The sequence below is a fragment of the Salmonella sp. SAL00670 genome (assembly GCF_046552235.1).
Taxonomy (GTDB): domain Bacteria; phylum Pseudomonadota; class Gammaproteobacteria; order Enterobacterales; family Enterobacteriaceae; genus Salmonella; species Salmonella enterica.
This window is the reverse complement of record NZ_JBGDUO010000005.1, coordinates 153,815-177,598: the sequence shown is the minus strand read 5'-3', so window position 1 is coordinate 177,598 and position 23,784 is coordinate 153,815. Positions and strand designations below refer to the sequence as shown.

At 53.5% G+C, this 23,784-nt stretch carries 22 protein-coding genes; 11 read left to right on the top strand and 11 right to left on the bottom strand.

From position 1 onward, the window contains the following. Positions 1 to 138: 138 nt before the first annotated feature. Positions 139 to 843, bottom strand: a complete 705-nt coding sequence (locus ACLJRS_RS17155; RefSeq protein ID WP_000637072.1) for an autotransporter outer membrane beta-barrel domain-containing protein — start codon at positions 841 to 843, stop codon at positions 139 to 141. A 156-nt stretch (positions 844 to 999) separates the two neighbouring features. On the opposite strand from ACLJRS_RS17155, the gene tag reads away from it, so the two are divergent. Then, positions 1,000 to 1,581, top strand: a complete 582-nt coding sequence (gene tag / locus ACLJRS_RS17150; protein WP_001188426.1) for a DNA-3-methyladenine glycosylase I — start codon at positions 1,000 to 1,002, stop codon at positions 1,579 to 1,581. After that, positions 1,559 to 1,999 (top strand): N-acetyltransferase, encoded by a 441-nt coding sequence (locus tag ACLJRS_RS17145; protein ID WP_000619905.1) that lies wholly within the window; start codon positions 1,559 to 1,561, stop codon positions 1,997 to 1,999. Before tag ends, ACLJRS_RS17145 begins: the two co-directional genes overlap by 23 nt. On the opposite strand, the gene ACLJRS_RS17140 is transcribed toward ACLJRS_RS17145, so the two are convergent. Next, positions 1,968 to 4,301: a molybdopterin guanine dinucleotide-containing S/N-oxide reductase gene (locus ACLJRS_RS17140; protein WP_000148465.1), complete on the bottom strand. Its 2,334-nt coding sequence runs from the start codon at positions 4,299 to 4,301 to the stop codon at positions 1,968 to 1,970. The two genes, ACLJRS_RS17145 and ACLJRS_RS17140, sit on opposite strands and share 32 nt — an antisense overlap. Positions 4,302 to 4,453: 152 nt before the next feature. Between ACLJRS_RS17140 and ACLJRS_RS17135 the strand changes: the two genes are divergently transcribed. Together ACLJRS_RS17135 and ghrB are read left to right on the top strand one after the other, a co-directional pair. Beyond that, a complete protein-coding gene (locus ACLJRS_RS17135; RefSeq protein WP_000747548.1) occupies positions 4,454 to 5,116 on the top strand; it encodes an OmpA family lipoprotein in 663 nt (220 codons plus the stop codon). 218 nt (positions 5,117 to 5,334) lie between these two features. Continuing rightward, the gene (ghrB, locus tag ACLJRS_RS17130; RefSeq protein WP_000804692.1) at positions 5,335 to 6,309 is read left to right on the top strand and encodes a glyoxylate/hydroxypyruvate reductase GhrB; all 975 of its coding nucleotides are present in this window, start codon (positions 5,335 to 5,337) and stop codon (positions 6,307 to 6,309) included. Between the two features lie 49 nt (positions 6,310 to 6,358). Here the strand turns inward: ghrB and ACLJRS_RS17125 are convergent, their stop codons facing one another. Further along, a complete protein-coding gene (locus ACLJRS_RS17125; RefSeq protein WP_000190524.1) occupies positions 6,359 to 7,069 on the bottom strand; it encodes a DUF3053 domain-containing protein in 711 nt (236 codons plus the stop codon). A 438-nt stretch (positions 7,070 to 7,507) separates the two neighbouring features. On the opposite strand from ACLJRS_RS17125, the gene ACLJRS_RS17120 reads away from it, so the two are divergent. The 3 genes from ACLJRS_RS17120 (at position 7,508) to cueP (ending at position 9,011) form a co-directional block, all read left to right on the top strand. Next, a complete protein-coding gene (locus tag ACLJRS_RS17120; protein WP_000455790.1) occupies positions 7,508 to 7,798 on the top strand; it encodes an HTH-type transcriptional regulator in 291 nt (96 codons plus the stop codon). Between the two features lie 287 nt (positions 7,799 to 8,085). Next, positions 8,086 to 8,298 carry an RNA chaperone/antiterminator CspA gene (gene cspA, locus ACLJRS_RS17115; protein ID WP_000014594.1) on the top strand — a complete coding sequence of 71 codons (213 nt, stop codon included), beginning with the start codon at positions 8,086 to 8,088 and terminating at the stop codon, positions 8,296 to 8,298. A 173-nt stretch (positions 8,299 to 8,471) separates the two neighbouring features. Beyond that, positions 8,472 to 9,011: a copper-binding periplasmic metallochaperone CueP gene (cueP, locus tag ACLJRS_RS17110; protein ID WP_000047142.1), complete on the top strand. Its 540-nt coding sequence runs from the start codon at positions 8,472 to 8,474 to the stop codon at positions 9,009 to 9,011. Between the two features lie 50 nt (positions 9,012 to 9,061). On the opposite strand, the gene glyS is transcribed toward cueP, so the two are convergent. The 3 genes from glyS to ACLJRS_RS17095 form a co-directional block, all read right to left on the bottom strand. Continuing rightward, on the bottom strand, positions 9,062 to 11,131 hold the full coding sequence (gene glyS / locus ACLJRS_RS17105) for a glycine--tRNA ligase subunit beta (protein ID WP_001291751.1): 2,070 nt from the start codon (positions 11,129 to 11,131) through the stop codon (positions 9,062 to 9,064). Between the two features lie 9 nt (positions 11,132 to 11,140). Then, positions 11,141 to 12,052, bottom strand: a complete 912-nt coding sequence (gene glyQ, locus ACLJRS_RS17100; RefSeq protein WP_001168556.1) for a glycine--tRNA ligase subunit alpha — start codon at positions 12,050 to 12,052, stop codon at positions 11,141 to 11,143. 138 nt (positions 12,053 to 12,190) lie between these two features. Further along, on the bottom strand, positions 12,191 to 12,493 hold the full coding sequence (locus ACLJRS_RS17095) for a YsaB family lipoprotein (protein WP_000605592.1): 303 nt from the start codon (positions 12,491 to 12,493) through the stop codon (positions 12,191 to 12,193). A gap of 165 nt (positions 12,494 to 12,658) precedes the next feature. On the opposite strand from ACLJRS_RS17095, the gene ACLJRS_RS17090 reads away from it, so the two are divergent. Then, the gene (locus ACLJRS_RS17090; protein ID WP_001182577.1) at positions 12,659 to 13,654 is read left to right on the top strand and encodes an acyltransferase; all 996 of its coding nucleotides are present in this window, start codon (positions 12,659 to 12,661) and stop codon (positions 13,652 to 13,654) included. 22 nt (positions 13,655 to 13,676) lie between these two features. Here the strand turns inward: ACLJRS_RS17090 and ACLJRS_RS17085 are convergent, their stop codons facing one another. The 3 genes from ACLJRS_RS17085 to xylA form a co-directional block, all read right to left on the bottom strand. Then, positions 13,677 to 14,030: a YiaA/YiaB family protein gene (locus ACLJRS_RS17085; RefSeq protein WP_000340935.1), complete on the bottom strand. Its 354-nt coding sequence runs from the start codon at positions 14,028 to 14,030 to the stop codon at positions 13,677 to 13,679. Between the two features lie 174 nt (positions 14,031 to 14,204). Then, positions 14,205 to 15,659, bottom strand: a complete 1,455-nt coding sequence (xylB, locus tag ACLJRS_RS17080) for a xylulokinase (RefSeq protein ID WP_000275328.1) — start codon at positions 15,657 to 15,659, stop codon at positions 14,205 to 14,207. A gap of 99 nt (positions 15,660 to 15,758) precedes the next feature. After that, positions 15,759 to 17,081 carry a xylose isomerase gene (gene xylA / locus ACLJRS_RS17075; protein WP_001149561.1) on the bottom strand — a complete coding sequence of 441 codons (1,323 nt, stop codon included), beginning with the start codon at positions 17,079 to 17,081 and terminating at the stop codon, positions 15,759 to 15,761. A gap of 362 nt (positions 17,082 to 17,443) precedes the next feature. On the opposite strand from xylA, the gene xylR reads away from it, so the two are divergent. Next, positions 17,444 to 18,622, top strand: a complete 1,179-nt coding sequence (gene xylR, locus ACLJRS_RS17070; RefSeq protein WP_000459824.1) for a D-xylose utilization transcriptional activator XylR — start codon at positions 17,444 to 17,446, stop codon at positions 18,620 to 18,622. Positions 18,623 to 18,682: 60 nt separating this feature from the next. Here the strand turns inward: xylR and ACLJRS_RS17065 are convergent, their stop codons facing one another. Further along, a complete protein-coding gene (locus tag ACLJRS_RS17065) occupies positions 18,683 to 19,507 on the bottom strand; it encodes a protein bax (protein WP_001575119.1) in 825 nt (274 codons plus the stop codon). Between the two features lie 315 nt (positions 19,508 to 19,822). Here ACLJRS_RS17065 and ACLJRS_RS17060 point away from each other — a divergent pair, with 315 nt between their 5' ends. Both ACLJRS_RS17060 and avtA read left to right on the top strand, forming a co-directional pair. Beyond that, entirely contained in the window at positions 19,823 to 21,850 is a 2,028-nt protein-coding gene (locus tag ACLJRS_RS17060; RefSeq protein ID WP_410957866.1) for an alpha-amylase, read from the top strand. Positions 21,851 to 22,023: 173 nt separating this feature from the next. Continuing rightward, positions 22,024 to 23,274 carry a valine--pyruvate transaminase gene (gene avtA, locus ACLJRS_RS17055; protein WP_000144384.1) on the top strand — a complete coding sequence of 417 codons (1,251 nt, stop codon included), beginning with the start codon at positions 22,024 to 22,026 and terminating at the stop codon, positions 23,272 to 23,274. 36 nt (positions 23,275 to 23,310) lie between these two features. Here the strand turns inward: avtA and ACLJRS_RS17050 are convergent, their stop codons facing one another. Continuing rightward, positions 23,311 to 23,784, bottom strand: coding sequence for a 4Fe-4S dicluster domain-containing protein (locus ACLJRS_RS17050; RefSeq protein WP_001078814.1), 474 nt, complete (start codon positions 23,782 to 23,784; stop codon positions 23,311 to 23,313).

Here is a 23,784-nt window from a genome sequence, read left to right as displayed (position 1 = left end):
GGTATTTGTGCTAAATAAAAAAAAGGGCACCAAATGGGCGCGCTGTACGCCTGGTGTTGCATGTGTTACGCAGACGCTTCGCTAACCCCCTCCCGCCACAAGAGCTGTTATCACTGCGTTTCGATGGTAATTTTTAAGTTAAAACCTGGCGCTCACCCCCAGGGTATACAAATAATCGCTATCCGTAGCGCTATTTTCCGCCTGGGAAAACGCCGCATACGCCGCCAGGTGCGGGTTAAGTAACACGTCCGCGCCTACGGTGACATCCAGCCAGTTTCCAGCCTGATTTCCTGCGGTCATACGACTCAACCCGGACTGCGCTTTCCAGATATTCTCCCCAAACTGTTGGTTATAGCTGATTTGCGCCCAGGGACGGACATCGCCGAACTGCGAGTTTACCCGCCAGCCTAACGTACTGACGCTGGCGTGCCATAACGGATCGGTAAGCGCTAATGTCGTCGCGCTATCGCCATATTCGTTATACATTGATGACGTCGAACCGTCGTAATGCAGCGCCGCGACCGGCCCAGTGGTTACGCGTCGGGAAAGCGGAAAATTCCAGCCCATACTGATACCGCTGGTCGCATCAAGCGGGGTTTCATCCGCCAGGCTAAGCACCGGCCCCACCGTATTTTGCGTAGACTGAATACGTTCGGCCAGTATGTCGTTGTAATTCGGTTGGTGATCGCTGTCCCAGGTATAGCGTTCCGTCGTATGCCCCGGAGCCGCTTCAGCGATATATTCTTGTTGCCAGGCATACGTGGTATTGATAAAAAACGAGCAGGCCATAAGGCCCGCCAGACAACGCAATGTCCGGCGACCACGGCGTTTTCTTACAATCATCAACGCGACTCCAGAGTAGAGCCGAATTCGGCGATATTATTGTCATTGAATGAAGGATGTCGGGCATCAGCCCTGTATTAACTATTGTCCTTTTAGCGGGCCCGTCAAGGCGGGTTGAAGGAAATTTTCGCGGTAACCACAATAACGAGGAAGTCTATGCAGCGTTGCGACTGGGTCAGCCAGGACCCCCTTTATATTGCCTATCATGATAACGAGTGGGGCGTGCCGGAAACCGATAGCAGAAAGCTGTTTGAAATGCTCTGTCTTGAAGGTCAACAGGCCGGTTTATCCTGGATCACCGTGCTTAAAAAGAGGGAGAACTACCGCGCCTGTTTTCATCAGTTTGACCCGGTACGCATCGCAGCTATGCAGGAGGAGGAGGTTGAACGCCTGCTGCAGAACACGGGCATCATACGACATCGCGGTAAAATTCAGGCCATTATCAGTAACGCCCGCGCCTGGCTTGCGATGGAGCAAAACGGCGAGTCTTTCGCCGATTTTGTCTGGTCATTCGTTGATGGCCAGCCGCAGATCACCCAGGCGGCCAGCCTGGATAAGATCCCCACCTCAACACCTGCGTCCGATGCGCTTGCTAAGGCATTGAAAAAACGCGGTTTCAAGTTTGTCGGTACGACTATCTGTTACTCCTTTATGCAGGCGTGCGGACTGGTCAACGACCATATTACCGGCTGTTTTTGCCATCCGGGAGAAAAACATGATTCGCAAATCCCAGAGTGAAGACATGGCGTCTATTCTGGCGCTGTGGATGAAAAGTACCATTTATGCCCATCCCTTTATCGAAGAACGTTACTGGCACGAGAGCGAAGCAATTGTACGCGACGTCTATTTACCCGCCGCGCAAACCTGGGTATGGGAGGAAAATGGACAACTGAAAGGCTTCGTCAGCGTACTGGAAGCCCGTTTTGTCGGGGCGCTGTTTGTCGCCCCCGACGCGTTAAGACAGGGCATTGGCAAAGCGCTTCTGGAATATGTCCAGCAACGTTTTCCTCTGCTGAGCCTTGAGGTTTACCAGAAAAATCAATCCGCCGTAAACTTCTACCATGCGCTTGGTTTTCGTATTGAAGATAGCGCCTGGCAGGAGGATACCGCCCATCCCACCTGGATTATGAGTTGGCAGGCGGATCAAACGCCGTAAGCGGTAGCGCCGGGCCGGTATATTTCTCAAACCAGACCAGCGCGGTGTTGCCCGCACAACCGTTCCCCAGCCGGGAACTGGGAAGATCTTTTGTCAGGACGTTTACCGCGCCGTTTTTGCATATGCCGCCTGCGGTAGGTTCAGGGTCCGGCCATGCGCCTTCGTGAATACAGATAACGCCAGGCCGAATTCCGTCGGTAACGACCGCGCCCGCCAGAACCTGCCCGCGATGATTCCAGACGCGTACCGTATCGCCATCGACGATTCCGCGCGTTGTCGCATCCTGCGGATGAATCGTCACCGGTTCGCGTCCGGCCACCGCATACCGCTCCCGTAACGAACTGTAGTTAAGCTGGCTATGCAGACGGTGCGCCGGATGCGCGGAAAGTAGCTGAACCTGCCCCGCATCGGCGTTCCCGTGCCACTCATCCGGCGCCAGCCACATCGGATGACCGGGACAATCCGCATAACCATAGCTGGCAATGCGCGCAGAATAGATTTCGATTTTGCCGCTGGCCGTTTTTAGCGGATGGTTATCAGGATCGCGGCGAAAATCCGCGAAGCGCACAAACTGCGCGTTGGCGGGATTTTCCGGCATCTCCAGTAAACGGTTAGCCTGCCAGAATGCGGCAAATGGCGGCAGCGTCACCCCCTGGCTGGCGCCACGCTGGGCGGCAATATTGTAGAAAGTCTCCAGCCACGCCAGCTCGCTTTTTCCTTCGGTGAACCGAGCGTAACCGCCGGCTTCCCACCGTTCGCTCAGTTCAGCAAAAACGTCAAAATCATTCCGCGCCTCCCACCGGGGCGACACGACCTGCTTCATCGGCGCCAAATGCTGATTGCTATAGTCGCCGGTCATGGTTAAATCGTTGCGCTCATAGCTGGTGGTCGCAGGCAGAACAATATCCGCGTGTTTCGTGGCGGCCGTCCAGAAACATTCCGAGATAACGACCAGTTCCGGTTTTTGCCACGCGCGAATCAGACGGTTGGTATCCTGATGATGGGTAAAGTTCGCGCCGCCCGCCCACCAGATAAAACGAATATCCGGGAAGCGGCGATCCATCCCATTGTGTTGGTAAAACCCACCGGGGTTTTCCAGCGCCTCGACAATACGCGCCACCGGTATTTTATCTACCGCATCGACCCCGCCAGGGATGCTTCCCTGCATCGACGCTAACACGGCGGCGCGGCGCGTCGGGTTTCCGCCGTTAGCAAAATGATAAGAAAAACCAAACCCGCCGCCAGGCGTACCAATTTGCCCCAGCATTGCGGCCAGCGTAACGATCATCCAGTGCTTTTGCTCGCCGAACTGCTGACGCTGCATTCCCCAACCGGCCATCAACATGGTGGTGTTATGATGAAATATTTCCGCCAGTTCGCGGATTTTCACCGCAGAAACGCCGCAAATTTCTGCCGCCCATTCCGCTGTTTTGGCCGTGCCGTCGGTCGTGCCCAAAAGATAGTCGGCGAAGCGGTCATAACCCGTCGTGCAGCGGGCAAGGAACGTTTCATCCTGCCAACCGTTTTCCACCAGCGTATGGGCGATCCCCAGCATTAACGCCACATCGGTGCCCATATGTGGGGCGATCCACTCCATCTTATCGCCAAAAAAGTCGACACTTTCCGATCGCATTGGATCGATGCAGATCAGGCGTTTGCCGCTTTGTCGCAACGCCGCAAAATAGTCGAGCCCCTGTTCATCCGAGGCGTTCCAGGCAATTTTCAGAGTATTCAGCGGGTTCGCGCTCCAGAGCACCACCACCTCGCTATGTTCCAGCACCACCGGCCAGCTAGTCTGCTGCTGGTAAACCTCGTTGCCACCCACCACATAAGGCATGATAGCCTGCGCCGCGCCGGTGGAATAATCGCCAAGATGGCCGGTATACCCTCCCGCCAGCGCCATGTAACGCTGCAATAGTGTAGCCGCTTTATGCAATACGCCGTTCGAACGCCAACCGTAGGAGCCGGCGAAGATGGACGATGGCCCATAACTTTCGCGAATACGTTTGTGCTGAGCGTGGATCAGGTCCAGCGCGTCATCCCAACTTACGCGAACAAACTCATCCTGCCCGCGTATGCCTTGCGGCTTATCGGGAGAAGCCAGGAACCCTTTACGCACCATCGGGAAGCGAACCCGCGTTTTACTGTGCACCTGGTCATGCACAACGGTTTGCAGGGAGTTCTGGTGTGCCGTCGGGAGTTCGCCATACGAGGCAAAAATGCGTTCTCCGTCGGTTTCAACGCGGACTGGCCCCCAGTGTGCGGCGGTCAATACCGAATGACGCGATGGTGCGTGGGTCAAGGTTCGCTCCTGAATTATTGGGATTATTTATTTTGCCGATCAATGTTACTTACAAATTTCAGAGTTTTCCCTGGAATTTTCTTCATGTGCAGACGTCATAATCAACCGCCACGGTCGCTGTGGTAAAAATAAAAAAGTGATAAGGATTTAAGATGAAAAAACGTGTATTTGTGATTGCTGCCATCGTGAGCGGCGCCCTGGCAGTATCTGGCTGCACAACAAACCCTTACACCGGCGAACGCGAAGCAGGTAAATCCGGCATTGGCGCGGGTATTGGATCGCTGGTCGGCGCAGGCATCGGCGCGCTCTCCTCCTCCAAAAAAGATCGCGGTAAAGGCGCGCTGATTGGCGCGGCGGCTGGCGCGGCGCTGGGCGGCGGCGTGGGTTACTACATGGACGTACAGGAAGCGAAACTGCGTGACAAAATGCGGGGCACAGGTGTTAGCGTGACGCGAAGCGGCGATAATATCATTCTGAATATGCCGAATAATGTCACCTTCGACAGCAGCAGCGCGACGCTGAAACCGGCAGGCGCTAACACGCTGACCGGCGTGGCGATGGTGCTAAAAGAGTATCCCAAGACCGCCGTCAATGTGGTGGGCTACACCGACAGTACCGGTAGCCACGATCTGAATATGCGTCTGTCGCAGCAGCGTGCTGACTCCGTCGCCAGCTCGCTGATCACCCAGGGCGTCGACGCCAGCCGTATCCGTACCAGCGGAATGGGTCCGGCGAACCCGATCGCCAGCAACAGTACGGCAGAAGGTAAAGCGCAAAACCGCCGCGTCGAAATTACCTTGAGTCCATTGCAGTAAACTACCGTACCGGGTAAGGCGGCATGCTTTACCCGGCCTGCATTATTCCCTCGCCAGACCGGATACACCTCGCATTATTCGGTATTCATTCACCATTTACCACGATACGGCTGCCGACAACGGGAAAATCGGCTGGTCGATTATTGCTAAGCGGGTTAATAATAAGCCTGTTCCGGTTGGCGCATGCCGCGCTTACCTTTTGATTTATGGAGAGTCGCATGAAGCCGTCCATCATTCTCTACAAAACCCTGCCTGATGATTTGCTGCATCGCCTGGAGGCGCATTTTACCGTCACCCAGGTACCGAACCTGCATCCGGAAACGGTCGCGCGACACGCGCAGGCATTTGCCAGCGCGCAAGGCCTTCTGGGCACCAGCGAAACCGTTAACCGCGCGCTGCTGGAAAAAATGCCGGCGCTACGCGCGGCGTCGACCATCTCGGTGGGATACGATAATGTCGAGGTGGACGCCCTTACTGCCCGCAAAATAGTCCTGATGCACACGCCTACCGTTTTGACGGAAACCGTTGCCGATACGGTGATGGCGTTGATGCTGGCCACTGCCCGCCGCGTGGTGGACGTCGCAGAACGGGTTAAGGCGGGTGAATGGACGGAAAGCATTGGCCCGGCATGGTTTGGCGTCGATGTGCATCACAAAACACTCGGTATCGTTGGGATGGGGCGTATCGGGATGGCGCTGGCGCAGCGAGCGCACTTTGGGTTTACCATGCCGGTTCTCTATCACGCCCGTCGGCGGCATCAGGAGGCGGAAGACCGGTTTAACGCCCGCTACTGCGATCTGGATACGTTGTTGCAGGAGGCTGATTTTGTCTGCGTGATCCTGCCGCTAACGGCAGAAACGCGACATCTGTTTGGCGCAACACAGTTTGCCAGAATGAAATCGTCCGCCATTTTTATTAATGCCGGACGCGGCCCGGTGGTCGATGAAAACGCGCTGATTGCCGCGCTGCAAAACGGTGAAATATATGCGGCAGGTCTGGATGTCTTTGAACAGGAACCGCTATCTGTGGATTCGCCCCTGCTGAACATGTCTAATGTCGTCGCGGTGCCGCATATTGGCTCGGCAACGCATGAGACGCGCTACAACATGATGGCCTGTGCGGTGGATAATTTGATTGATGCGCTGCAGGGAAAAATAGAGAAGAACTGCGTCAATCCGCAAGCGGCGGGATAACGCTACAGGCCCGATAAGCGCTGGCTTGCGCTTATCGGGCAGACTGTCATTACTGGGTCGCGTTTACCGCCGCCGTCCAGGCCTGATTAAACGCCTGATGCTGCGAGGCCAACGGCCCAATCAGCGCATTATATTGGCTGGCCTGCTGTGAGGTCGGGAACTGAATGCCGTTCGCGACAAAGCTCACCTGCTCGCCCTGTTGCGCAATATAATCGCCCACTTGTACCAACTGCTGCGTAAAGATCTGCGCCGCCGGGATCAGCGGCTGCAAAGCATCTGCCGGCACGGTGACTACTTTTTTGTAGACCTGATCAAACACAGGTTTCAGGTCATCGGCCTGCTTTAACGCGCCATGCGCGGCATCAGCCTGCAGTTTTGCATTCTGCAACTGTTGCGCCAGCACGCCTAACGAACCATTTGCCTGCCGCAGCGGCTCGCGTTGCGTCATATAATCCTGCGGAACGCGGATGGCGTTAACGCTATCGACCACCGGGCGCAGACCGGAATCCATCGCCTGGTTTACCTGCTGCGAGTAGCCATACAGTATCGCGTAATCAGACACGAACGGACCAAACTGTTTTTTCTGATCGGCCGTCAGCGTTGGTAAACGCTCTCCGCTACGCATTGCTGTATTCTGCAGGAAATCGACAAACGCTTTGCGCTGATCGCCTTCTTTATCAAAACACCCGCTCAGGCTAAACACCATTAATAACGCCACAACAGGCGCAAACCAGCGAGAGCAGGACTTACCTGTCGCCATTGTTAATACTCCTTTCACCCAAAAATGCGCACAACGACACCTGCGTGCCTGACGGCTTACAAGGATAGTCCAGGTCAGGCTTGCAGGATACCCTTTCCACGCGATCTTGTAGCGGAAAATTATGTTTATCTGCATCAATGCTTAATTTGTTATTTTATTGTTAATTTTTGGTCTGACACTGCGATAAAAAACGCGGCAAGAAAGCTTTCCAGCGGGGGATGTAATATTTTTTTAATCTTTACAATTATTTTCTGAAAGACGGATATACCTTCCTGGATCAAATTGTTAGCGTCCTAAAAGTCGCGTAGCGTAAGGCATCGAAACGAATCGATAGCGCTTCCTGGCGGCGCGTCGCCCCCCACCCGCAAGTTTCCCGACTATTCTTAAGAGGCTTCGATGCACTTCACGATCCCGCTGTGTGATTTACAGGAGTTCTCAATGGAATATAAAGATCCGATGTTTGAGCTGCTGAGCAGCCTGGAACAAATTGTTTTTAAAGATGAAACGCGAAAGATCACCCTGACGCAAAAACCCAATCCTTTTACCGAATTTGAACAGTTACGGAGAGGAACGGGACTAAAAACAGATGAATTCGCCAGAGCGCTGGGCGTAACGGTTGCCATGGTTCAGGAATGGGAATCGAAACGCGAAAAACCCACGCCAGCAGAGCTTAAATTGATGCGCCTGATACAGGCGAACCCACGCTTAAGTAAGCAATTGATGGAGTAATTTTTACCCCTTTCTGTTTTAACGGTCCTGCGTAAGGACCGTTTTCCCCGCCCGATTCCTGACCTGGAGAAATAAAGTAAAATAAAAGTTGCATCGCCCGGCATTACATGAGTTAATGTGCTCAACGGTTTGACGTACAGACCATTAAAGCAGTTTAGTAAGGCAAGTCCCTTCAAGAGTTATCCATTAGATACCCCTCGTAGTGCGCATTTCCTTAACGCTTAAAAAATCTGTAAAGCACGCCATAACGCCGAAAGGCACACTTATTTTTTAAAAGGTAATACACTATGTCCGGTAAAATGACTGGTATCGTAAAATGGTTCAACGCTGATAAAGGCTTCGGCTTTATTACTCCTGATGACGGTTCTAAAGACGTGTTCGTACACTTCTCCGCTATTCAGAACGATGGTTACAAATCTCTGGACGAAGGTCAGAAAGTTTCCTTCACCATCGAAAGCGGCGCTAAAGGCCCGGCAGCTGGCAACGTAACCAGCCTGTAAGCTTAAAAAGCTCAGAATTTTGAATCCCTGCCTGATGGCGGGGATTTTTTTTATTCCAATTCCCCCTCTCCCGCCAGCATAACTTTGCATTACTTTACCCTGTGTCCCTTTGACCTTTCCCTTAGGGGAACCCCTATAGTAGGCAAGGAGATTGTTCACAAGGAATTGAAGTTATGTCGAAATCATCATGGTTATTACTTTTGGGTTTATGCGCCAGCGGCTCCGCGCTTGCGGCATCCTCAGAATCCGCTTTTCTGGCGCAACATGGGCTGGCGGGAAAAACGGTTGAGCAGATCGTGGATTCGATTGATCAGACGCCGCAGAGCCGTCCTTTGCCTTACTCCGCGTCGATTACCAGTACCGAACTCAAATTATCTGACGGAAAGCAGATTTATACGCTGCCGTTAGGCGACAAATTCTATCTCTCTTTTGCGCCCTATGAATGGCGGACACACCCCTGTTTTAACCACAGCCTTTCCGGCTGTCAGGGAGAAATGCCGAATAAACCGTTCACTGTAAAAGTGACAGACAGTAAAGGCGCTGTCATCGTACAAAAAGAGATGCAAAGCTATCGAAACGGATTTATCGGTGTTTGGCTACCGCGCAATATGGAAGGGACGCTGGAAGTAAGCTACAACGGTAAAACGGCGTCACATGCCATTGCCACCAGAGATGACAGCCAGACCTGTCTGACGGAATTACCATTACGTTAAAAATACAAAAACCTGCCCGAGAGCAGGTTTTTGTTTATTTAACTGAACGCTTATTGCAGTAACGAAATATCCGCAACCTGCAGGAACAGTTCGCGAAGTTTCGACAACAGCGTCAGGCGGTTGATACGGATATCTTTCTCTTCCGCGTTAACCATGACATTTTCGAAGAATTCATCCACCGGAGCGCGCAGAGCAGCCAGCTCAATCAACGCTTCCTGATAACGACCATCGGCAAAGTACGGCTGAAGCTTATCACGCAGCACAACCAGATGTCTGGCCAACTCAATTTCCGCCGCTTCTTTCAGTACGGAGGCGTGGACGATATCGTTCAGCGGCTCAGTGGCTTTCGCCAGGATGTTGGAGACGCGCTTGTTCGCCGCCGCCAGCGCAGAGGCTTCTTCCAGGGTGCGGAAATGAGACACCGCCTTCATGCGGGCATCAAAATCTGCCGGACGGGTCGGACGACGCGCCAGTACCGCCTGGATAGTGTCGACGGTGTAACCTTCATCCTGATACCAGGCGCGGAAGCGACCCAGCATAAAATCGATCACATCATCGACTACGTTGGCATTGGTCAGCTTGTCGCCATACAGACGCACCGCTTCTTCGGTCAGCGTTTGCAGATCAAGAGCGAGGTTCTTCTCAACGATGATGCGCAGCACGCCCAGCGCGGCACGACGCAGCGCAAACGGGTCTTTGTCACCTTTCGGATGCTGGCCGATACCGAAGATACCCGCTAGAGTGTCCATCTTATCGGCGATCGCCAGCGCGCAGGCCACCGGGTTAGACGGCAGGTCATCACCGGCAAAGCGCGGCTGATACTGCTCGTTAAGCGCCACAGCCACATCTTCCGCTTCACCATCATGGCGCGCGTAGTGCATCCCCATCACGCCCTGGGTGTCGGTGAACTCGAAGACCATGTTGGTCATCAGGTCGCACTTGGAGAGCAGGCCCGCACGAGTGGCGTGGTTGACGTCAGCGCCAATCTGACCGGCAATCCAGCCCGCCAGCGCCTGAATACGGTCGGTCTTGTCGCGCAGCGTGCCCAGCTGTTGCTGGAACAGCACGGTTTGTAGACGCGGCAGATGGTCTTCCAGACGTTTTTTACGGTCGGTATTGAAGAAGAATTCAGCATCTGCCAGACGCGGACGCACCACTTTCTCGTTACCGGAGATAATCTGGGTCGGATCTTTCGACTCGATGTTGGCGACGAAGATAAAGTTCGGCAGCAGCTTGCCCGCGTTGTCATAAACCGGGAAATACTTCTGGTCGCCCTTCATGGTGTACACCAGCGCTTCGGCAGGCACGGCGAGGAATTTCTCTTCGAATTTCGCCGTCAATACCACCGGCCATTCCACCAGCGAAGCTACTTCTTCCAGCAGGCTTTCGCTCAGGTCGGCATTACCGCCAATCTTACGTGCTGCTTCTTCAGCGTCCGCTTTGATTTTGGCTTTACGCGCTTCGTAGTCGGCAATGACTTTACCGCGCTCCAGCAGAATTTGCGGGTACTGGTCAGCATTGTCGATAGTGAACTCCGGCTCACCCATAAAGCGGTGGCCGCGAATGACGCGGTCAGACTGAATACCCAGAATAGTCGCCGGAATGACCTTATCGCCCAACAGCAGGGTCACGGTGTGCACCGGACGCACGAAGTGTACGTCAGACGCGCCCCAGCGCATCAGTTTCGGGATCGGTAGTTTCGCCAGCGAGGTGGCTACCATGTTCGGCACCAGCGCTTCGGTACTTTCGCCCTTCACGTGGGCACGATACAGCAGCCATTCGCCTTTGTCGGTCTTCAGACGCTCGGCCTGATCAACGGTGATCCCGCAGCCGCGCGCCCAGCCTTCTGCCGCTTTGCTCGGTTTGCCTTCGGCGTCAAACGCCTGAGCAATCGCCGGACCACGTTTTTCGACTTCGCGATCGGGCTGAGATTCAGCAAGATTCGTCACTTTCAGCGCCAGACGGCGCGGGGCGGCAAACCATTCAACGTTACCGTGCGCGAGGCCGGCGTTATCCAGCTCCGCAGTGAAGTTCGCAGCAAAGGACTCAGCCAAACTGCGCAGTGCTTTTGGTGGCAGCTCTTCAGTGCCGATTTCCACCAGAAAAGTTTTCTCAGACATGGCCGCCTCTTACTTGTCTTTGTTGCACATCGGGAAGCCGAGGGCTTCACGGGAAGCATAATAAGCTTCTGCCACTGCTTTGGTCAGGGTGCGAATACGCAAAATGTAGCGCTGACGTTCGGTGACGGAGATAGCTTTACGCGCATCCAGCAGGTTGAAGCTATGGGCGGCTTTCAGAATACGTTCGTAGGCTGGCAGCGGCAGCGGGTTTTCCAGCGCCAGCAGCTGCTGGGCTTCTTTCTCATACTGCTCGAAGCAGGTGAATAAGAAATCCACATCGGCGTATTCAAAGTTATAGGTGGACTGCTCCACTTCGTTTTGATGGAACACGTCGCCGTAGGTGGTTTTACCCAGCGGGCCATCGCTCCAGACCAGGTCGTAAACGCTGTCCACGCCCTGGATATACATCGCCAGACGTTCCAGACCGTAGGTGATTTCACCGGTCACCGGCTTGCACTCCAGGCCGCCGACCTGCTGGAAGTAGGTGAACTGCGTCACTTCCATGCCATTCAGCCACACTTCCCAGCCGAGTCCCCAGGCGCCCAGCGTCGGGTTCTCCCAGTTATCTTCCACGAAACGGATGTCGTGAATGGTCGGGTCCATACCCAGCTCTTTCAGAGAACCGAGGTACAGCTCCTGAATATTCTCCGGAGACGGTTTAATCACTACCTGGAACTGATAGTAGTGCTGTAAGCGGTTCGGGTTTTCGCCGTAGCGGCCATCGGTCGGACGACGAGAAGGCTGCACATAGGCAGTCGCCATCGGCTCTGGCCCCAGCGCGCGCAGGCAGGTCATTGGATGAGAAGTTCCCGCGCCGACTTCCATGTCCAATGGTTGAACAATGGTGCAGCCCTGGCGAGCCCAGTAATCCTGTAAGGTCAGGATCAAGCCCTGGAAGGTCCTGGTATCAAACTTTTGCATATTATTTCGTGCTGGATACGTGTGGATTTAAAGGAAGGAGCCAGTATACCCGCTGGATGCGAGATATACAGTATGAAACCGGTTTGTTTAGCGAAAATTGCCGGATTTCGCGGCATCACACCTCACCAGGCGCGGCTTTTACCGCATAGAAAGATGTAAAAACTGCCCATCTGCATCAAAAGAGCAGACAAAACTCTCTTTACGGAAGGTATTACCCCGCATCTCATAGCTCCCCTGAAACTGTTCGAAACCGGTAACAGCAATTTTCTGTGCGCCAGTATTGTAACGCTGCGCCGCCTGAGCTTTACACAATGCTTCCATATCCAGCGTGCGTGTTGGGCTCACTTTACTCTGCTGGGCTTTTTGCGTCGGTGGCGGTGTCGCAGTGCATCCCACCAGAGCGATGGCTATCATCACAGTACAGAAATACTTCATTATCATTTTTATTACCGTCTGGTTTGCTGGTCAGTCTTATTATTAAGGTTTGTGGGTAACAGAAACATTGTGCGAATCTCCTTACGCCATCACAAGATGTAGCGTAGAAAGTCGGATTTTTCCAGTGAGCCACCGCGCTGGAACTCTATTCAAACGGAAGCTGAGGAACTGATGCAGCCTAAAATTAACTGGATTGATAACCTGCGAGGGATCGCCTGTTTAATGGTAGTGATGATCCATACTACAACGTGGTACATCACCAACGCCCACAGCGTCAGCCCGCTAAACTGGGATATTGCGAATGTCCTGAATTCGGCTTCGCGCGTTAGCGTTCCCCTGTTTTTTATGATTTCAGGCTATCTTTTTTTTGGCGAGCGCTGCGCGCAACCGCGGCATTTTTTACGTATCGCCCTGTGCCTTATCTTTTACAGCGTTGTCGCCCTGGCTTACATTTCACTTTTTACTTCGATCAACGTCGAGCTTTCGCTAAAAAATGTGCTGCAAAAACCCGTGTTTTACCACCTGTGGTTTTTCTTTGCGATTGCGGTGATCTACCTGGTATCGCCATTAATCCAGGTAAAAAACGTGAGCGGCAAAATGCTCCTGATGCTGATGGTGATCATTGGTATTATTGCTAACCCAAATACTGTGCCGCAAAAAATCGGCGGCGTTGAATGGTTGCCCATCAATCTGTATATCAACGGCGACACGTTCTACTACATTCTCTACGGTATCCTGGGCCGCGCCATTGGCATGATGGAGACGCAAAAGCCATCGCTGACGCTTATCTGCGCTGCCCTGTTCATCATCGCGGTATTTGTTATTTCTCGCGGCACATTGCATGAATTACGCTGGCGCGGAAATTTTGCCGATACCTGGTATCTGTATTGCGGTCCCATGGTGTTTATTTGCGCCGTCTCACTGTTCACGGTAGTTAAAAATAAGCTGAATGCGCGGACGTTACCTGGACTGGGGCTTATCTCCCGCCACTCGCTGGGTATTTATGGTTTCCACGCGCTGATTATCCATGCGCTACGTACTAATGGTCTGGAGTTAAAACGTTGGCCGCCGTTAGACATCGTGTGGGTTTTTGCCGCGACGGTGACAGGAAGCCTGCTACTTTCCATGCTGTTACAGCGTATTGATAAACGGAAATGGGTTAGCTAAACGACAATGATGGCTCCGGCCATCATTCATCATCACTGTAGGAAGCGTAAAGATCGGTTCCATATATACTGACCCCCAGCGCCACCAGACACAGTATTTTCAGCGCGCCCGCCAGCGCCAGGTTAAATACGCCGACCGCGACCATGCCGATGCCAAGCAACAGCAAAGATTTGCAACGAGAAAGCAAGCGGCCATTTCCCGTGTGTTCCTGGCGAATTAAGACTGGAAAACCACACATGACGATTGCCGCAAAAAAATATCCCTTTTCGCTTAATGTATGACAGCCTGGCCACAGTCCCACCAGGTATACCACTGCACCGACAACTAACATTCCCAGGCCGAATATCCGTTTCCTGCGCGCAACGTGATCGTCCATCTCACTCTCCTTGTGGTTGTGTGAGACACATTAAGCGAAGAAATAGCGATGAAAAAGGCGCCTGCCCAGCAATAATATAAAAATCAGAAAACACACATACTTACTTCGATATAATTCAATAGAATTAATATTTACGGGAAATGCCTTTCGGCCAAAACCGAAAGGCATTCTGACTTATGACATCAACGGCAACAGCTGCTGATAAAGTCGACGGAAGGTTTCACGACGTTGTTGATAAACCGCATGACGCTGCGCATCAGGATAATGCGCCTGCTCCAGCGGCAACTGCGGCAATACATCGGCGAGCGGAGTCTGTTTATTCACCGCAATTTGCGCCAGACGCGCCGCGCCCAGCGCTGGCCCTACATCGCCGCCAGTACGATAATCAAGCTGTAGCCCGCTAATATCAGATAGCATCTGACGCCAGTATTCGCTGCGCGCCCCGCCGCCGATAAGCGTCACGCTGGCGGGTTTGACGCCGCAGGCGTGAACCACATCCATACCGTCCGCCAGAGCATATCCCACGCCCTCCAGTACCGCCCGCGCCAGTTCCGCCGGGCCATGCTGATGGGTTAAACCAAAGAAAACGCCTTTTGCCTGCGGATTATTGTGCGGCGTGCGCTCGCCGGACAGGTACGGCAAAAACCAGATCGAATCGGCATGCTCATCCGCCTGCTGTGCGGCGGCAATCAGCGCCGGGACGTTCTCCTGCCCGGTGAGTTTAGCCGCCCAGTCCAGACAAGAGGCGGCGCTCAACATCACAGACATTAAATGCCAGCGTTCCGGCAGCGCATGGCAAAAACTGTGTACTGCGCTCTCCGGTTTACTCAGAAAGCCGTCGCTGACGGCAAAATAGACGCCCGATGTTCCGAGCGAGAGCATCGCCTGTCCGGCATCGATCATTCCTACGCCGACCGCGCCTGCCGCATTGTCGCCGCCGCCCGCCACCACGGGTACTGTTGGCATTCCCCATGCGCTGGCGACCTCCGGCAGCAACGTTCCGGTAATGTCACTACCTTCAAATAACGCTGGCATCTGCTGTCGGGTTAAATGACAGGCGTTGAGCATAACGTCGCTCCAGTCGCGCTTTTTCACGTCCAGCCACATCGTTCCCGCCGCATCCGACATATCGCTGGCAAAGACGCCTGTCATTCGCAGCCGCAGAAAATCTTTCGGCAGCAGAACCTTGTCTATCTGGTAGAAAATATCCGGTTCGTGGCGCTGCACCCAGACTAATTTGGGCGCGGTAAAACCGGGCATCATCAGATTACCGGTTATCGCACGCGACTGCGGCACCTGTTTTTCCAGCCAGGCGCACTCTTCGCTACAGCGTCCGTCATTCCATAAAATCGCTGGTCGCAGAACCTGCTGACGGCTATCAAGCAATGTCGCGCCATGCATTTGTCCGGCGATGCCCAACGCCCGGACGCCACTTAACGACTGTTGCCGACCTAAACCTTTAACCGCACGATCCGTCGCCTGCCACCACTGCTCTGGTTCCTGTTCCGACCATAAGGGATGCGGACGCGATACGGTCAGTTTTTCAGTATGCGTAGCCAGCACATCGCCCTGCTCATTCAACAGGATAGCTTTTACACCCGATGTACCAAGATCGATCCCGATATACATAGTGTGGGTTCCTTTACTGAAAGCGCCCGGCAGCGCTACGCTTACCGGGCTAATCACGACTACAGGCCGGGCTAACGCGGAGTCGCCCGGTAGATAGGGTTATTTATCAAACAGATAACGGTTAACCAGATTTTCTAACAGCTCCTGATGACCGCTTTGATGTACTGGCGCCAGATTATGCTGCTCCGCATACTGCGCCAGTTCGCCTAAGGAGAGTTGTCCTTTCAGAATCTGCTGACCCAGCTCGCCATTCCAGCCGGCATAGCGCTTCGCCACGCGTTTATCCAGCTCGCCGTCTTCAACCATACGCGCGGCGATTTTCAGCGACAACGCCATCGTATCCATCGCGCCGATATGACCGTAGAACAGATCGTATTTATCGGTGCTCTGGCGACGAACTTTGGCGTCGAAGTTGAGACCGCCCGTCGTGAATCCGCCCGCTTTCAGGATTTCGTACATCACCAGCGCGTTCTCTTCAACGCTAATCGGGAACTGATCGGTATCCCAGCCCAGTTGCGCATCGCCGCGGTTGGCATCAACGGAGCCAAAAATACCCAGCGCGATAGCGGTCGCGATTTCATGGTGGAACGAATGGCCCGCCAGCGTCGCGTGGTTCGCCTCAATGTTCACTTTGATCTCTTTTTCCAGGCCGAACTGTTTGAGGAAGCCATAAACCGTTGCAACGTCATAATCATACTGATGTTTAGTCGGTTCCTGCGGTTTCGGTTCAATCAGCAGCGTGCCCTGGAAACCCATTTTATGTTTGTGCTCGACCACCATTTGCATAAAGCGGCCAATCTGTTCGCGTTCCTGGCGCAGATCGGTATTCAGCAACGTTTCATAACCTTCGCGCCCGCCCCACAGGACGTAATTTTCGCCGCCCAGTTTATGCGTGGCGTTCATTGCCGTAACCACTTGCGTCGCTGCCCAGCTAAAGACTTCCGGATCCGGGTTAGTGGCGGCGCCTGCGCCATAGCGTGGGTTGGTAAAGCAGTTCGCCGTTCCCCACAGCAGTTTTACGCCGCTCTGCTCCTGTTTCGCCGCCAGCACATCCACCATCTGCGCGAAGTTGTTTTTATATTCTTTCAACGACGCGCCTTCCGGCGACACATCCACGTCATGGAAGCAATAAAAAGGCACATTCAGTTTGTGGAAAAATTCAAACGCCACGTCCGCTTTGCGTTTCGCCAGCTCCAGCGCTTCGCCCGGTTGCTGCCACGGACGATTAAACGCGCCTACACCAAACATATCCGCGCCGTTCCAGCAGAAGGTATGCCAGTAACAGGCCGCGAAACGCAGGTGATCTTCCATACGTTTACCTAAAACCAGCTCGTCGGGATTGTAATGACGAAATGCCAGCGGGTTAGTCGATTGAGGGCCTTCATAGCGAACACGATCGAGTTGGTCAAAATAAGCCTGCATAGTGAGCTCCATAATCAGATAAGACGGCAAGTAAACGACATAACGTCATACTGGAATTTCCTGATTTATTGCTCAATTACGTTATTTCACACCGCTATTAAGAGAATCCCCAAATGTGCTCTGGCTCTCAAAAAAACGCTGAAAACCACAGAAGAAAAAAGCGATCGCGATCGAATCCTGGCAAATAAACAAAAAACCGTAATATATAGATAAGAAATGACAATTGTCATCCGCCGTTTGCTGTGATGAATTTCGCATAACGTTTCAGGCGCAAAATAATTTGTCATCATTCGCCAGACCGTTATGTCAGCCGTTTTGATAGTATCCATGAGTCCAGGTTCACTTTTGCAGGATATATCCTCATGTTTGATAAACGTCACCGCATCACTCTGTTATTTAACGCGAATAAAGCCTATGACCGTCAGGTAGTGGAGGGGGTGGGTGAATATTTACAAGCCTCGCAATCCGAATGGGATATATTTATTGAGGAAGATTTCCGTGCCCGTATCGATAACATTAAAGAGTGGTTAGGCGACGGCGTTATTGCCGATTACGATGATGACGATATCGCGCAATTATTGGCCGATGTCGACGTACCCATTGTCGGGGTCGGCGGTTCTTACCATCTTGCTGAAAATTATCCCGCCGTTCATTACATCGCCACCGATAATCATGCGCTCGTTGAAAGCGCTTTCCTGCATTTAAAAGAAAAAGGCGTTAACCGCTTCGCGTTTTACGGTTTGCCCGACTCCAGCCGCAAACATTGGGCGGCGGAACGGGAATACGCCTTTCGCCAGCTGGTCGCCGAGGAAAAATACCGCGGCGTAGTCTATCAGGGGCTGGAAACCGCGCCGGAAAACTGGCAGCACGCGCAAAATCGCCTCGCCGACTGGCTTCAGACGCTGCCGCCGCAAACCGGCATCATTGCCGTAACGGATGCCCGCGCCCGTCACGTATTGCAGGCCTGCGAACACCTGCATATTCCGGTGCCGGAAAAACTTTGCGTTATCGGTATTGATAACGAAGAGTTAACCCGTTATCTGTCGCGCGTCGCGCTTTCCTCCGTCGCGCAGGGGGCGCGGCAAATGGGCTATCAGGCGGCGAAGCTGCTGCACCGTTTGCTGGCGCGTGAAGAGATGCCTTTACAGCGCATTCTGGTGCCGCCGGTGCGCGTCATTGCGCGCCGCTCGACAGACTATCGCTCCCTGACCGATCCGGCGGTTATCCAGGCGATGCACTTTATTCGTAACCATGCCTGTAAGGGCATTAAAGTCGAGCAGGTGCTGGACGCGGTTGGGATTTCACGTTCAAACCTGGAAAAACGTTTTAAGGAAGAAGTTGGCGAGACGATACATGCGCTGATCCACGCCGAAAAGCTGGAAAAAGCGCGTAGTTTGTTGATTTCTACCACGTTGGCGATAAACGAAATTTCGCAAATGTGCGGCTACCCGTCACTGCAATATTTCTATTCGGTGTTTAAAAAGGAGTACGTCACTACGCCGAAGGAGTATCGCGACCAGCATAGTGAAGCGTTGTTGTAGTTTACCCAGCCTACAGACGCCTTGTAAGCCGGATAGCGTAGCGCCATCCGGCACACAGAATTACATATGCGCGGCGATCAGACGCTGGTTGTCCTGGTACATCGCGAACAAGTAGTTGTTATAGCGCGACCCCTGGGTAGAGTAACCCTTCAGCTTATGAATCATCGCCGTGGCGGTGACTTCCTGATCCGCCTTACGCAGTTGGGCGCGCGACTTGCGGAAAGAGGAATAAGCCGGATGCGTGTTCAGGTTGGCGACATACGCGCTCACCGACTCCTCAACCGACGCGAATTGCGAGTAACCTTTCACCTTACCCGGCGTATTGGTACAACGCCCTTTCGTGCACTTCATGCCGAACAGGTTATTGTTACTACGCGCCAGTTTAGAGGTTCCCCAGCCGCTTTCCGCCGCCGCCATCGTCGCCACCATGCTGGTTGGGATAATGTCGACGCGCTCCAGCAACGTATTCCACGGAATACGACGCGTGTTGCCGGACCAGCTCACTTTATAGCGCTTCGCGATATCTTTCATACGCGCGCGTTCAGACGGCGACCAGCGGTTCTGGTACTGTTTTGAGATCAGCCAATTACGGTCCGCGGTAATCGCGGCATTTTGGCTGGTGATGTAAGGCATAACGGTCCGGAGAAACGCTTTTTTTCTGGGGGTTCCGGAAGGGTATTTTCGCAAATCAGGAAGTGAACTGCTCTTTGCACTATTGCGAGAATACTCTTGTTTACTGCTAACCTGTTTATAACTTGTCTCAGTTATGTGGGACTTTTGACTCGTTTGTGTTGCGTGCGTCTTTGCCAGCACCTCACCCGAAAATGCGATGGTGAGTAACATAAGAATCATTGCCCCATATCGTCGCATGGGAGTCAATATCATTAGGTCTCCTGGTCGGATTGATACATTCCAACACCTTTTATTTTTCACGAAGTTGAGGTTTGAACCCCAAATTCTAGCAAAAATAGGCTTAAAAAGCACCTCAGGGAATAGTCTTAATCCGAAACTATGTCAACTATTAACGATAACAGGCAGCAATAATGCCAATAAAATGTGGTGCTTATCGCAAATAGAGGCGTTTTTTTGCGCCTCGTCGCTCACCCTCGCGCCTCCTCCTGCGCGACTCTCTGCTGAGGAGGAGTTCATTCGCCTAAAAACCAGGCAAGCTGATGAATATTGCCCACAAAGGATAGCGTGATGAAACTTGCCGCCTTCGCTCTGACGCTGATACCCGGTATCGCGATCGCCTCATCATGGACCTCACCCGGTTTTCCGACGTTCTCGACGCAGGAAACCGGGCGCTTTACCAGCCATGCTGCATTAACAAAAGGTACACGCGCGTTAACGCTCCATATTGACCAGCAGTGCTGGCAGCCCTCCGGCGCCATAAAACTCAACCAAATGTTGTCGTTAAAACCCTGCGAAGGCGCGCCACCGCAATGGCGTTTGTTTAAAGATGGCGACTATACGATAACGGTAGATACCCGCTCCGGTACGCCGACCCTGTTGTTATCGATAAAAACTGAACCTGAACGCACCGCGCAGCTCGCCTACCAGTGTCCCGTCTGGGATGGTTCGCCGCTCACGCTGGATGTTCGCCAGACCTTTCCGGAAGGAAAGGTAGTGCGCGATTATTACAGTGGTCAAACCGATACCGTCCAAAACGGGCAAATCACGCTGCAACCTGCCGACAGCCACGGGCTTTTATTGCTGGAACACGCGGAAACCCATGCATCAGCGCCTTTTAACTGGCGCAACGCCACCGTTTATTTTGTGCTTACGGATCGCTTTCGCAATGGCGATCCAACCAACGACCACAGCTATGGTCGCCATAAGGATGGTATGCAAGAGATTGGCACTTTCCACGGCGGCGATTTACGCGGGTTGACGAGTAAACTGGACTATCTACAGCAATTAGGCGTGAACGCCTTGTGGATAAGCTCGCCGTTTGAACAGATCCACGGCTGGGTCGGCGGCGGGACAAAAGGCGATTTTCCTCATTACGCCTATCACGGCTATTACACTCAGGACTGGACGACGCTGGATGCCAATATGGGCAGCGAAGCCGATCTCCGCGCGCTGGTCGACGGCGCGCACCAGCGCGGCATCCGTATTTTATTTGACGTAGTAATGAATCATGCCGGTTACGCCACGCTGGCGGATATGCAGGAGTATCAGTTCGGCGCGCTCTATTTATCCGGCGCGGAACGGCAAAAAATTCTCGGCGATCGCTGGACAAACTGGCGACCCGCCGCCGGACAAAGCTGGCACAGCTTTAACGACTACATCAACTTCAGCGACAGCGCCGCCTGGGAAAAATGGTGGGGGAAAAAGTGGATTCGTACCGATATTGGCGACTACGACAGTCCGGGATTTGACGATTTAACCCTGTCGCTGGCCTTCCTGCCGGATATAAAAACGGAATCTACCACGCCTTCCGGTCTACCCGCGTTCTATGCCAACAAACCCGATACTAAAGCAAAGTTCATTGAGGGCTATACGCCACGGGATTATCTGACTCACTGGTTAAGCCAGTGGGTACATGATTACGGCATTGACGGGTTCCGGGTCGATACTGCCAAAAACGTTGAGCTTCCTGCCTGGCAACAGCTAAAAACCCAGGCCAGCGCGGCGTTACGTGAATGGAAGCAGGCCAATCCGGACAAAGCGCTGGATGATAGCCCGTTCTGGATGACTGGCGAAGCGTGGGGCCACGGCGTCATGAAAAGTGATTATTATCGCTATGGTTTCGACGCGATGATCAATTTTGATTATCAGGAGCAGGCGGCGAAAGCGGTCGATTGCCTGGCGGAAATGGGGCCAGTCTGGCAGCAGATGGCGGATAAAATGCAGGATTTCAACGTATTAAGTTACCTCTCCTCGCATGATACGCGCCTTTTCCGTGAGGGCGGTGATAAGGCGGCGGAACTGCTGCTGCTTTCGCCGGGCGCGGTGCAGATCTTTTACGGCGATGAATCCGCTCGTCCCTTCGGCCCCACCGGCTCCGACCCGCTGCAAGGCACCCGTTCAGATATGAACTGGCAGGACGTGAGCGGAAAGTCAGCCGCAGCCGTCGCGCACTGGCAGCGTATTAGCCAGTTCCGCGCCAGACATCCCGCCATCGGCGCAGGCCAACAAACCACGCTGACGCTAAAACACGGGTACGGTTTTGTACGCCAGTACGGCGACGATACGGTGATGGTCGTCTGGGCGGGCCGCCGCTAATCGTGGCGCTACCGGTCTCCTCGCGTACCGGTAGCCCCTTCAAAATAAAAAACTAACCTGATAAAAATTTGTAGCATAAAACATCAATACCACCGCCTGACCCCCATTTGCGCCCCGCCATTTGTAGCGTTATGGTTATCCACTTTGACAGACAGTTCGATAGATCACCCGTTATGACATTTTCACTTTTCGGCGATAAATTTACCCGCCATTCAGGCATTACCCGCCTGATGGAGGATCTCAACGACGGCTTACGCACGCCAGGCGCCATCATGCTTGGCGGCGGTAACCCGGCACACATCCCTGCAATGCAGGATTATTTCCAGACGCTACTGACAGAGATGGTAGAAAGCGGCAAAGCCGCTGATGCGCTTTGTAATTATGACGGCCCCCAGGGAAAAACGGCGCTACTGAATGCACTGGCCGTACTGCTACGTGAAACGCTGGGATGGGATATCGAACCACAGAATATTGCGCTGACAAATGGCAGTCAGAGCGCGTTTTTCTACTTATTTAATCTCTTCGCCGGACGTCGCGCCGATGGCAGTACGAAAAAGGTACTATTCCCGCTTGCGCCGGAATACATCGGCTATGCGGATTCCGGTCTGGAAGACGACCTCTTCGTTTCGGCGCGCCCGAATATTGAGCTGCTGCCGGAAGGCCAGTTTAAGTATCACGTCGATTTTGAGCATCTGCACATCGGCGAAGAAACGGGGATGATTTGCGTCTCGCGCCCGACCAACCCAACCGGTAACGTTATCACCGACGAAGAGCTGATGAAGCTGGACAGACTGGCGAATCAGCACAACATCCCACTGGTGATTGATAACGCTTACGGTGTACCGTTTCCGGGCATTATCTTTAGCGAGGCGCGCCCGCTGTGGAACCCCAATATTATCCTGTGTATGAGCCTCTCGAAGCTGGGGCTGCCCGGTTCCCGCTGCGGGATTATCATCGCCAATGATAAGACGATTACCGCCATTGCCAACATGAACGGCATCATCAGCCTTGCGCCCGGGGGCATGGGCCCGGCGATGATGTGCGAAATGATTAAGCGTAACGATCTGCTGCGGCTGTCGGAAACGGTTATCAAACCTTTCTACTATCAGCGCGTTCAACAGACGATCGCGATCATTCGTCGCTATTTATCCGAAGAACGCTGCCTGATTCATAAACCAGAAGGCGCAATATTTTTGTGGCTGTGGTTTAAAGATCTGCCGATTACCACCGAGTTACTCTATCAACGCTTGAAAGCGCGCGGCGTGCTGATGGTGCCAGGCCACTATTTCTTTCCCGGACTGGATAAACCCTGGCCGCACACACACCAGTGTATGCGGATGAACTACGTGCCTGAACCGGATAAAATCGAGGCGGGCGTAAAAATTCTGGCAGAAGAGATAGAACGCGCCTGGCGTGAAGGCTGACGGCTATTCCGGCCATCATGCAGGCCGGAACGACATTCAGAAAGGTTGAGAATAGAGGCGCTGGCGCTGCACGTGTGCTGCGTCAACGCACTGTAACGCACTGGTCGGGCAGGCTTCCACGCACGCCGGCCCCGCTTCACGATGCCAGCAAAGATCGCATTTAATCGCCTGCGCGCCTGACGCGGACGCCACCACGGTCATCGCACCAAACGGGCAAGCCAGCATACAGCTTTTACAACCAATGCAGCGCGATGACGTCACGAAGATATGCCCCCGATCACGGCGAATCGCCTGTACCGGGCAGACATTCGCGCACGGCGCGTCCTCACACTGATGGCAGACCGTGGCCGTGGTGAAGCAATCCTCTTTTATCACCCGGATACGCGGCACAAAGTCCGCCGTCGTCACCGCCGCGCTATTCTGCTGCTCCTGATGCGACACCACGCAGGCGACCTCGCAGGTACGACACCCGATACACGCCGACGCATCCGCCATAATAAACCGGTTCAT

Bases quoted from the DNA above. Each gene is read 5' to 3' on its own strand.
- ACLJRS_RS17155 (WP_000637072.1), bottom strand. From the start codon at position 843: ATGATTGTAAGAAAACGCCGTGGTCGCCGGACATTGCGTTGTCTGGCG.
- tag (WP_001188426.1), top strand. From the start codon at position 1,000: ATGCAGCGTTGCGACTGGGTCAGCCAGGACCCCCTTTATATTGCCTAT.
- ACLJRS_RS17145 (WP_000619905.1), top strand. From the start codon at position 1,559: ATGATTCGCAAATCCCAGAGTGAAGACATGGCGTCTATTCTGGCGCTG.
- ACLJRS_RS17135 (WP_000747548.1), top strand. From the start codon at position 4,454: ATGAAAAAACGTGTATTTGTGATTGCTGCCATCGTGAGCGGCGCCCTG.
- ghrB (WP_000804692.1), top strand. From the start codon at position 5,335: ATGAAGCCGTCCATCATTCTCTACAAAACCCTGCCTGATGATTTGCTG.
- ACLJRS_RS17125 (WP_000190524.1), bottom strand. From the start codon at position 7,069: ATGGCGACAGGTAAGTCCTGCTCTCGCTGGTTTGCGCCTGTTGTGGCG.
- ACLJRS_RS17120 (WP_000455790.1), top strand. From the start codon at position 7,508: ATGGAATATAAAGATCCGATGTTTGAGCTGCTGAGCAGCCTGGAACAA.
- cspA (WP_000014594.1), top strand. From the start codon at position 8,086: ATGTCCGGTAAAATGACTGGTATCGTAAAATGGTTCAACGCTGATAAA.
- cueP (WP_000047142.1), top strand. From the start codon at position 8,472: ATGTCGAAATCATCATGGTTATTACTTTTGGGTTTATGCGCCAGCGGC.
- glyS (WP_001291751.1), bottom strand. From the start codon at position 11,131: ATGTCTGAGAAAACTTTTCTGGTGGAAATCGGCACTGAAGAGCTGCCA.
- glyQ (WP_001168556.1), bottom strand. From the start codon at position 12,052: ATGCAAAAGTTTGATACCAGGACCTTCCAGGGCTTGATCCTGACCTTA.
- ACLJRS_RS17095 (WP_000605592.1), bottom strand. From the start codon at position 12,493: ATGATAATGAAGTATTTCTGTACTGTGATGATAGCCATCGCTCTGGTG.
- ACLJRS_RS17090 (WP_001182577.1), top strand. From the start codon at position 12,659: ATGCAGCCTAAAATTAACTGGATTGATAACCTGCGAGGGATCGCCTGT.
- ACLJRS_RS17085 (WP_000340935.1), bottom strand. From the start codon at position 14,030: ATGGACGATCACGTTGCGCGCAGGAAACGGATATTCGGCCTGGGAATG.
- xylB (WP_000275328.1), bottom strand. From the start codon at position 15,659: ATGTATATCGGGATCGATCTTGGTACATCGGGTGTAAAAGCTATCCTG.
- xylA (WP_001149561.1), bottom strand. From the start codon at position 17,081: ATGCAGGCTTATTTTGACCAACTCGATCGTGTTCGCTATGAAGGCCCT.
- xylR (WP_000459824.1), top strand. From the start codon at position 17,444: ATGTTTGATAAACGTCACCGCATCACTCTGTTATTTAACGCGAATAAA.
- ACLJRS_RS17065 (WP_001575119.1), bottom strand. From the start codon at position 19,507: ATGATATTGACTCCCATGCGACGATATGGGGCAATGATTCTTATGTTA.
- ACLJRS_RS17060 (WP_410957866.1), top strand. From the start codon at position 19,823: ATGAAACTTGCCGCCTTCGCTCTGACGCTGATACCCGGTATCGCGATC.
- avtA (WP_000144384.1), top strand. From the start codon at position 22,024: ATGACATTTTCACTTTTCGGCGATAAATTTACCCGCCATTCAGGCATT.
- ACLJRS_RS17050 (WP_001078814.1), bottom strand. From the start codon at position 23,784: ATGAACCGGTTTATTATGGCGGATGCGTCGGCGTGTATCGGGTGTCGT.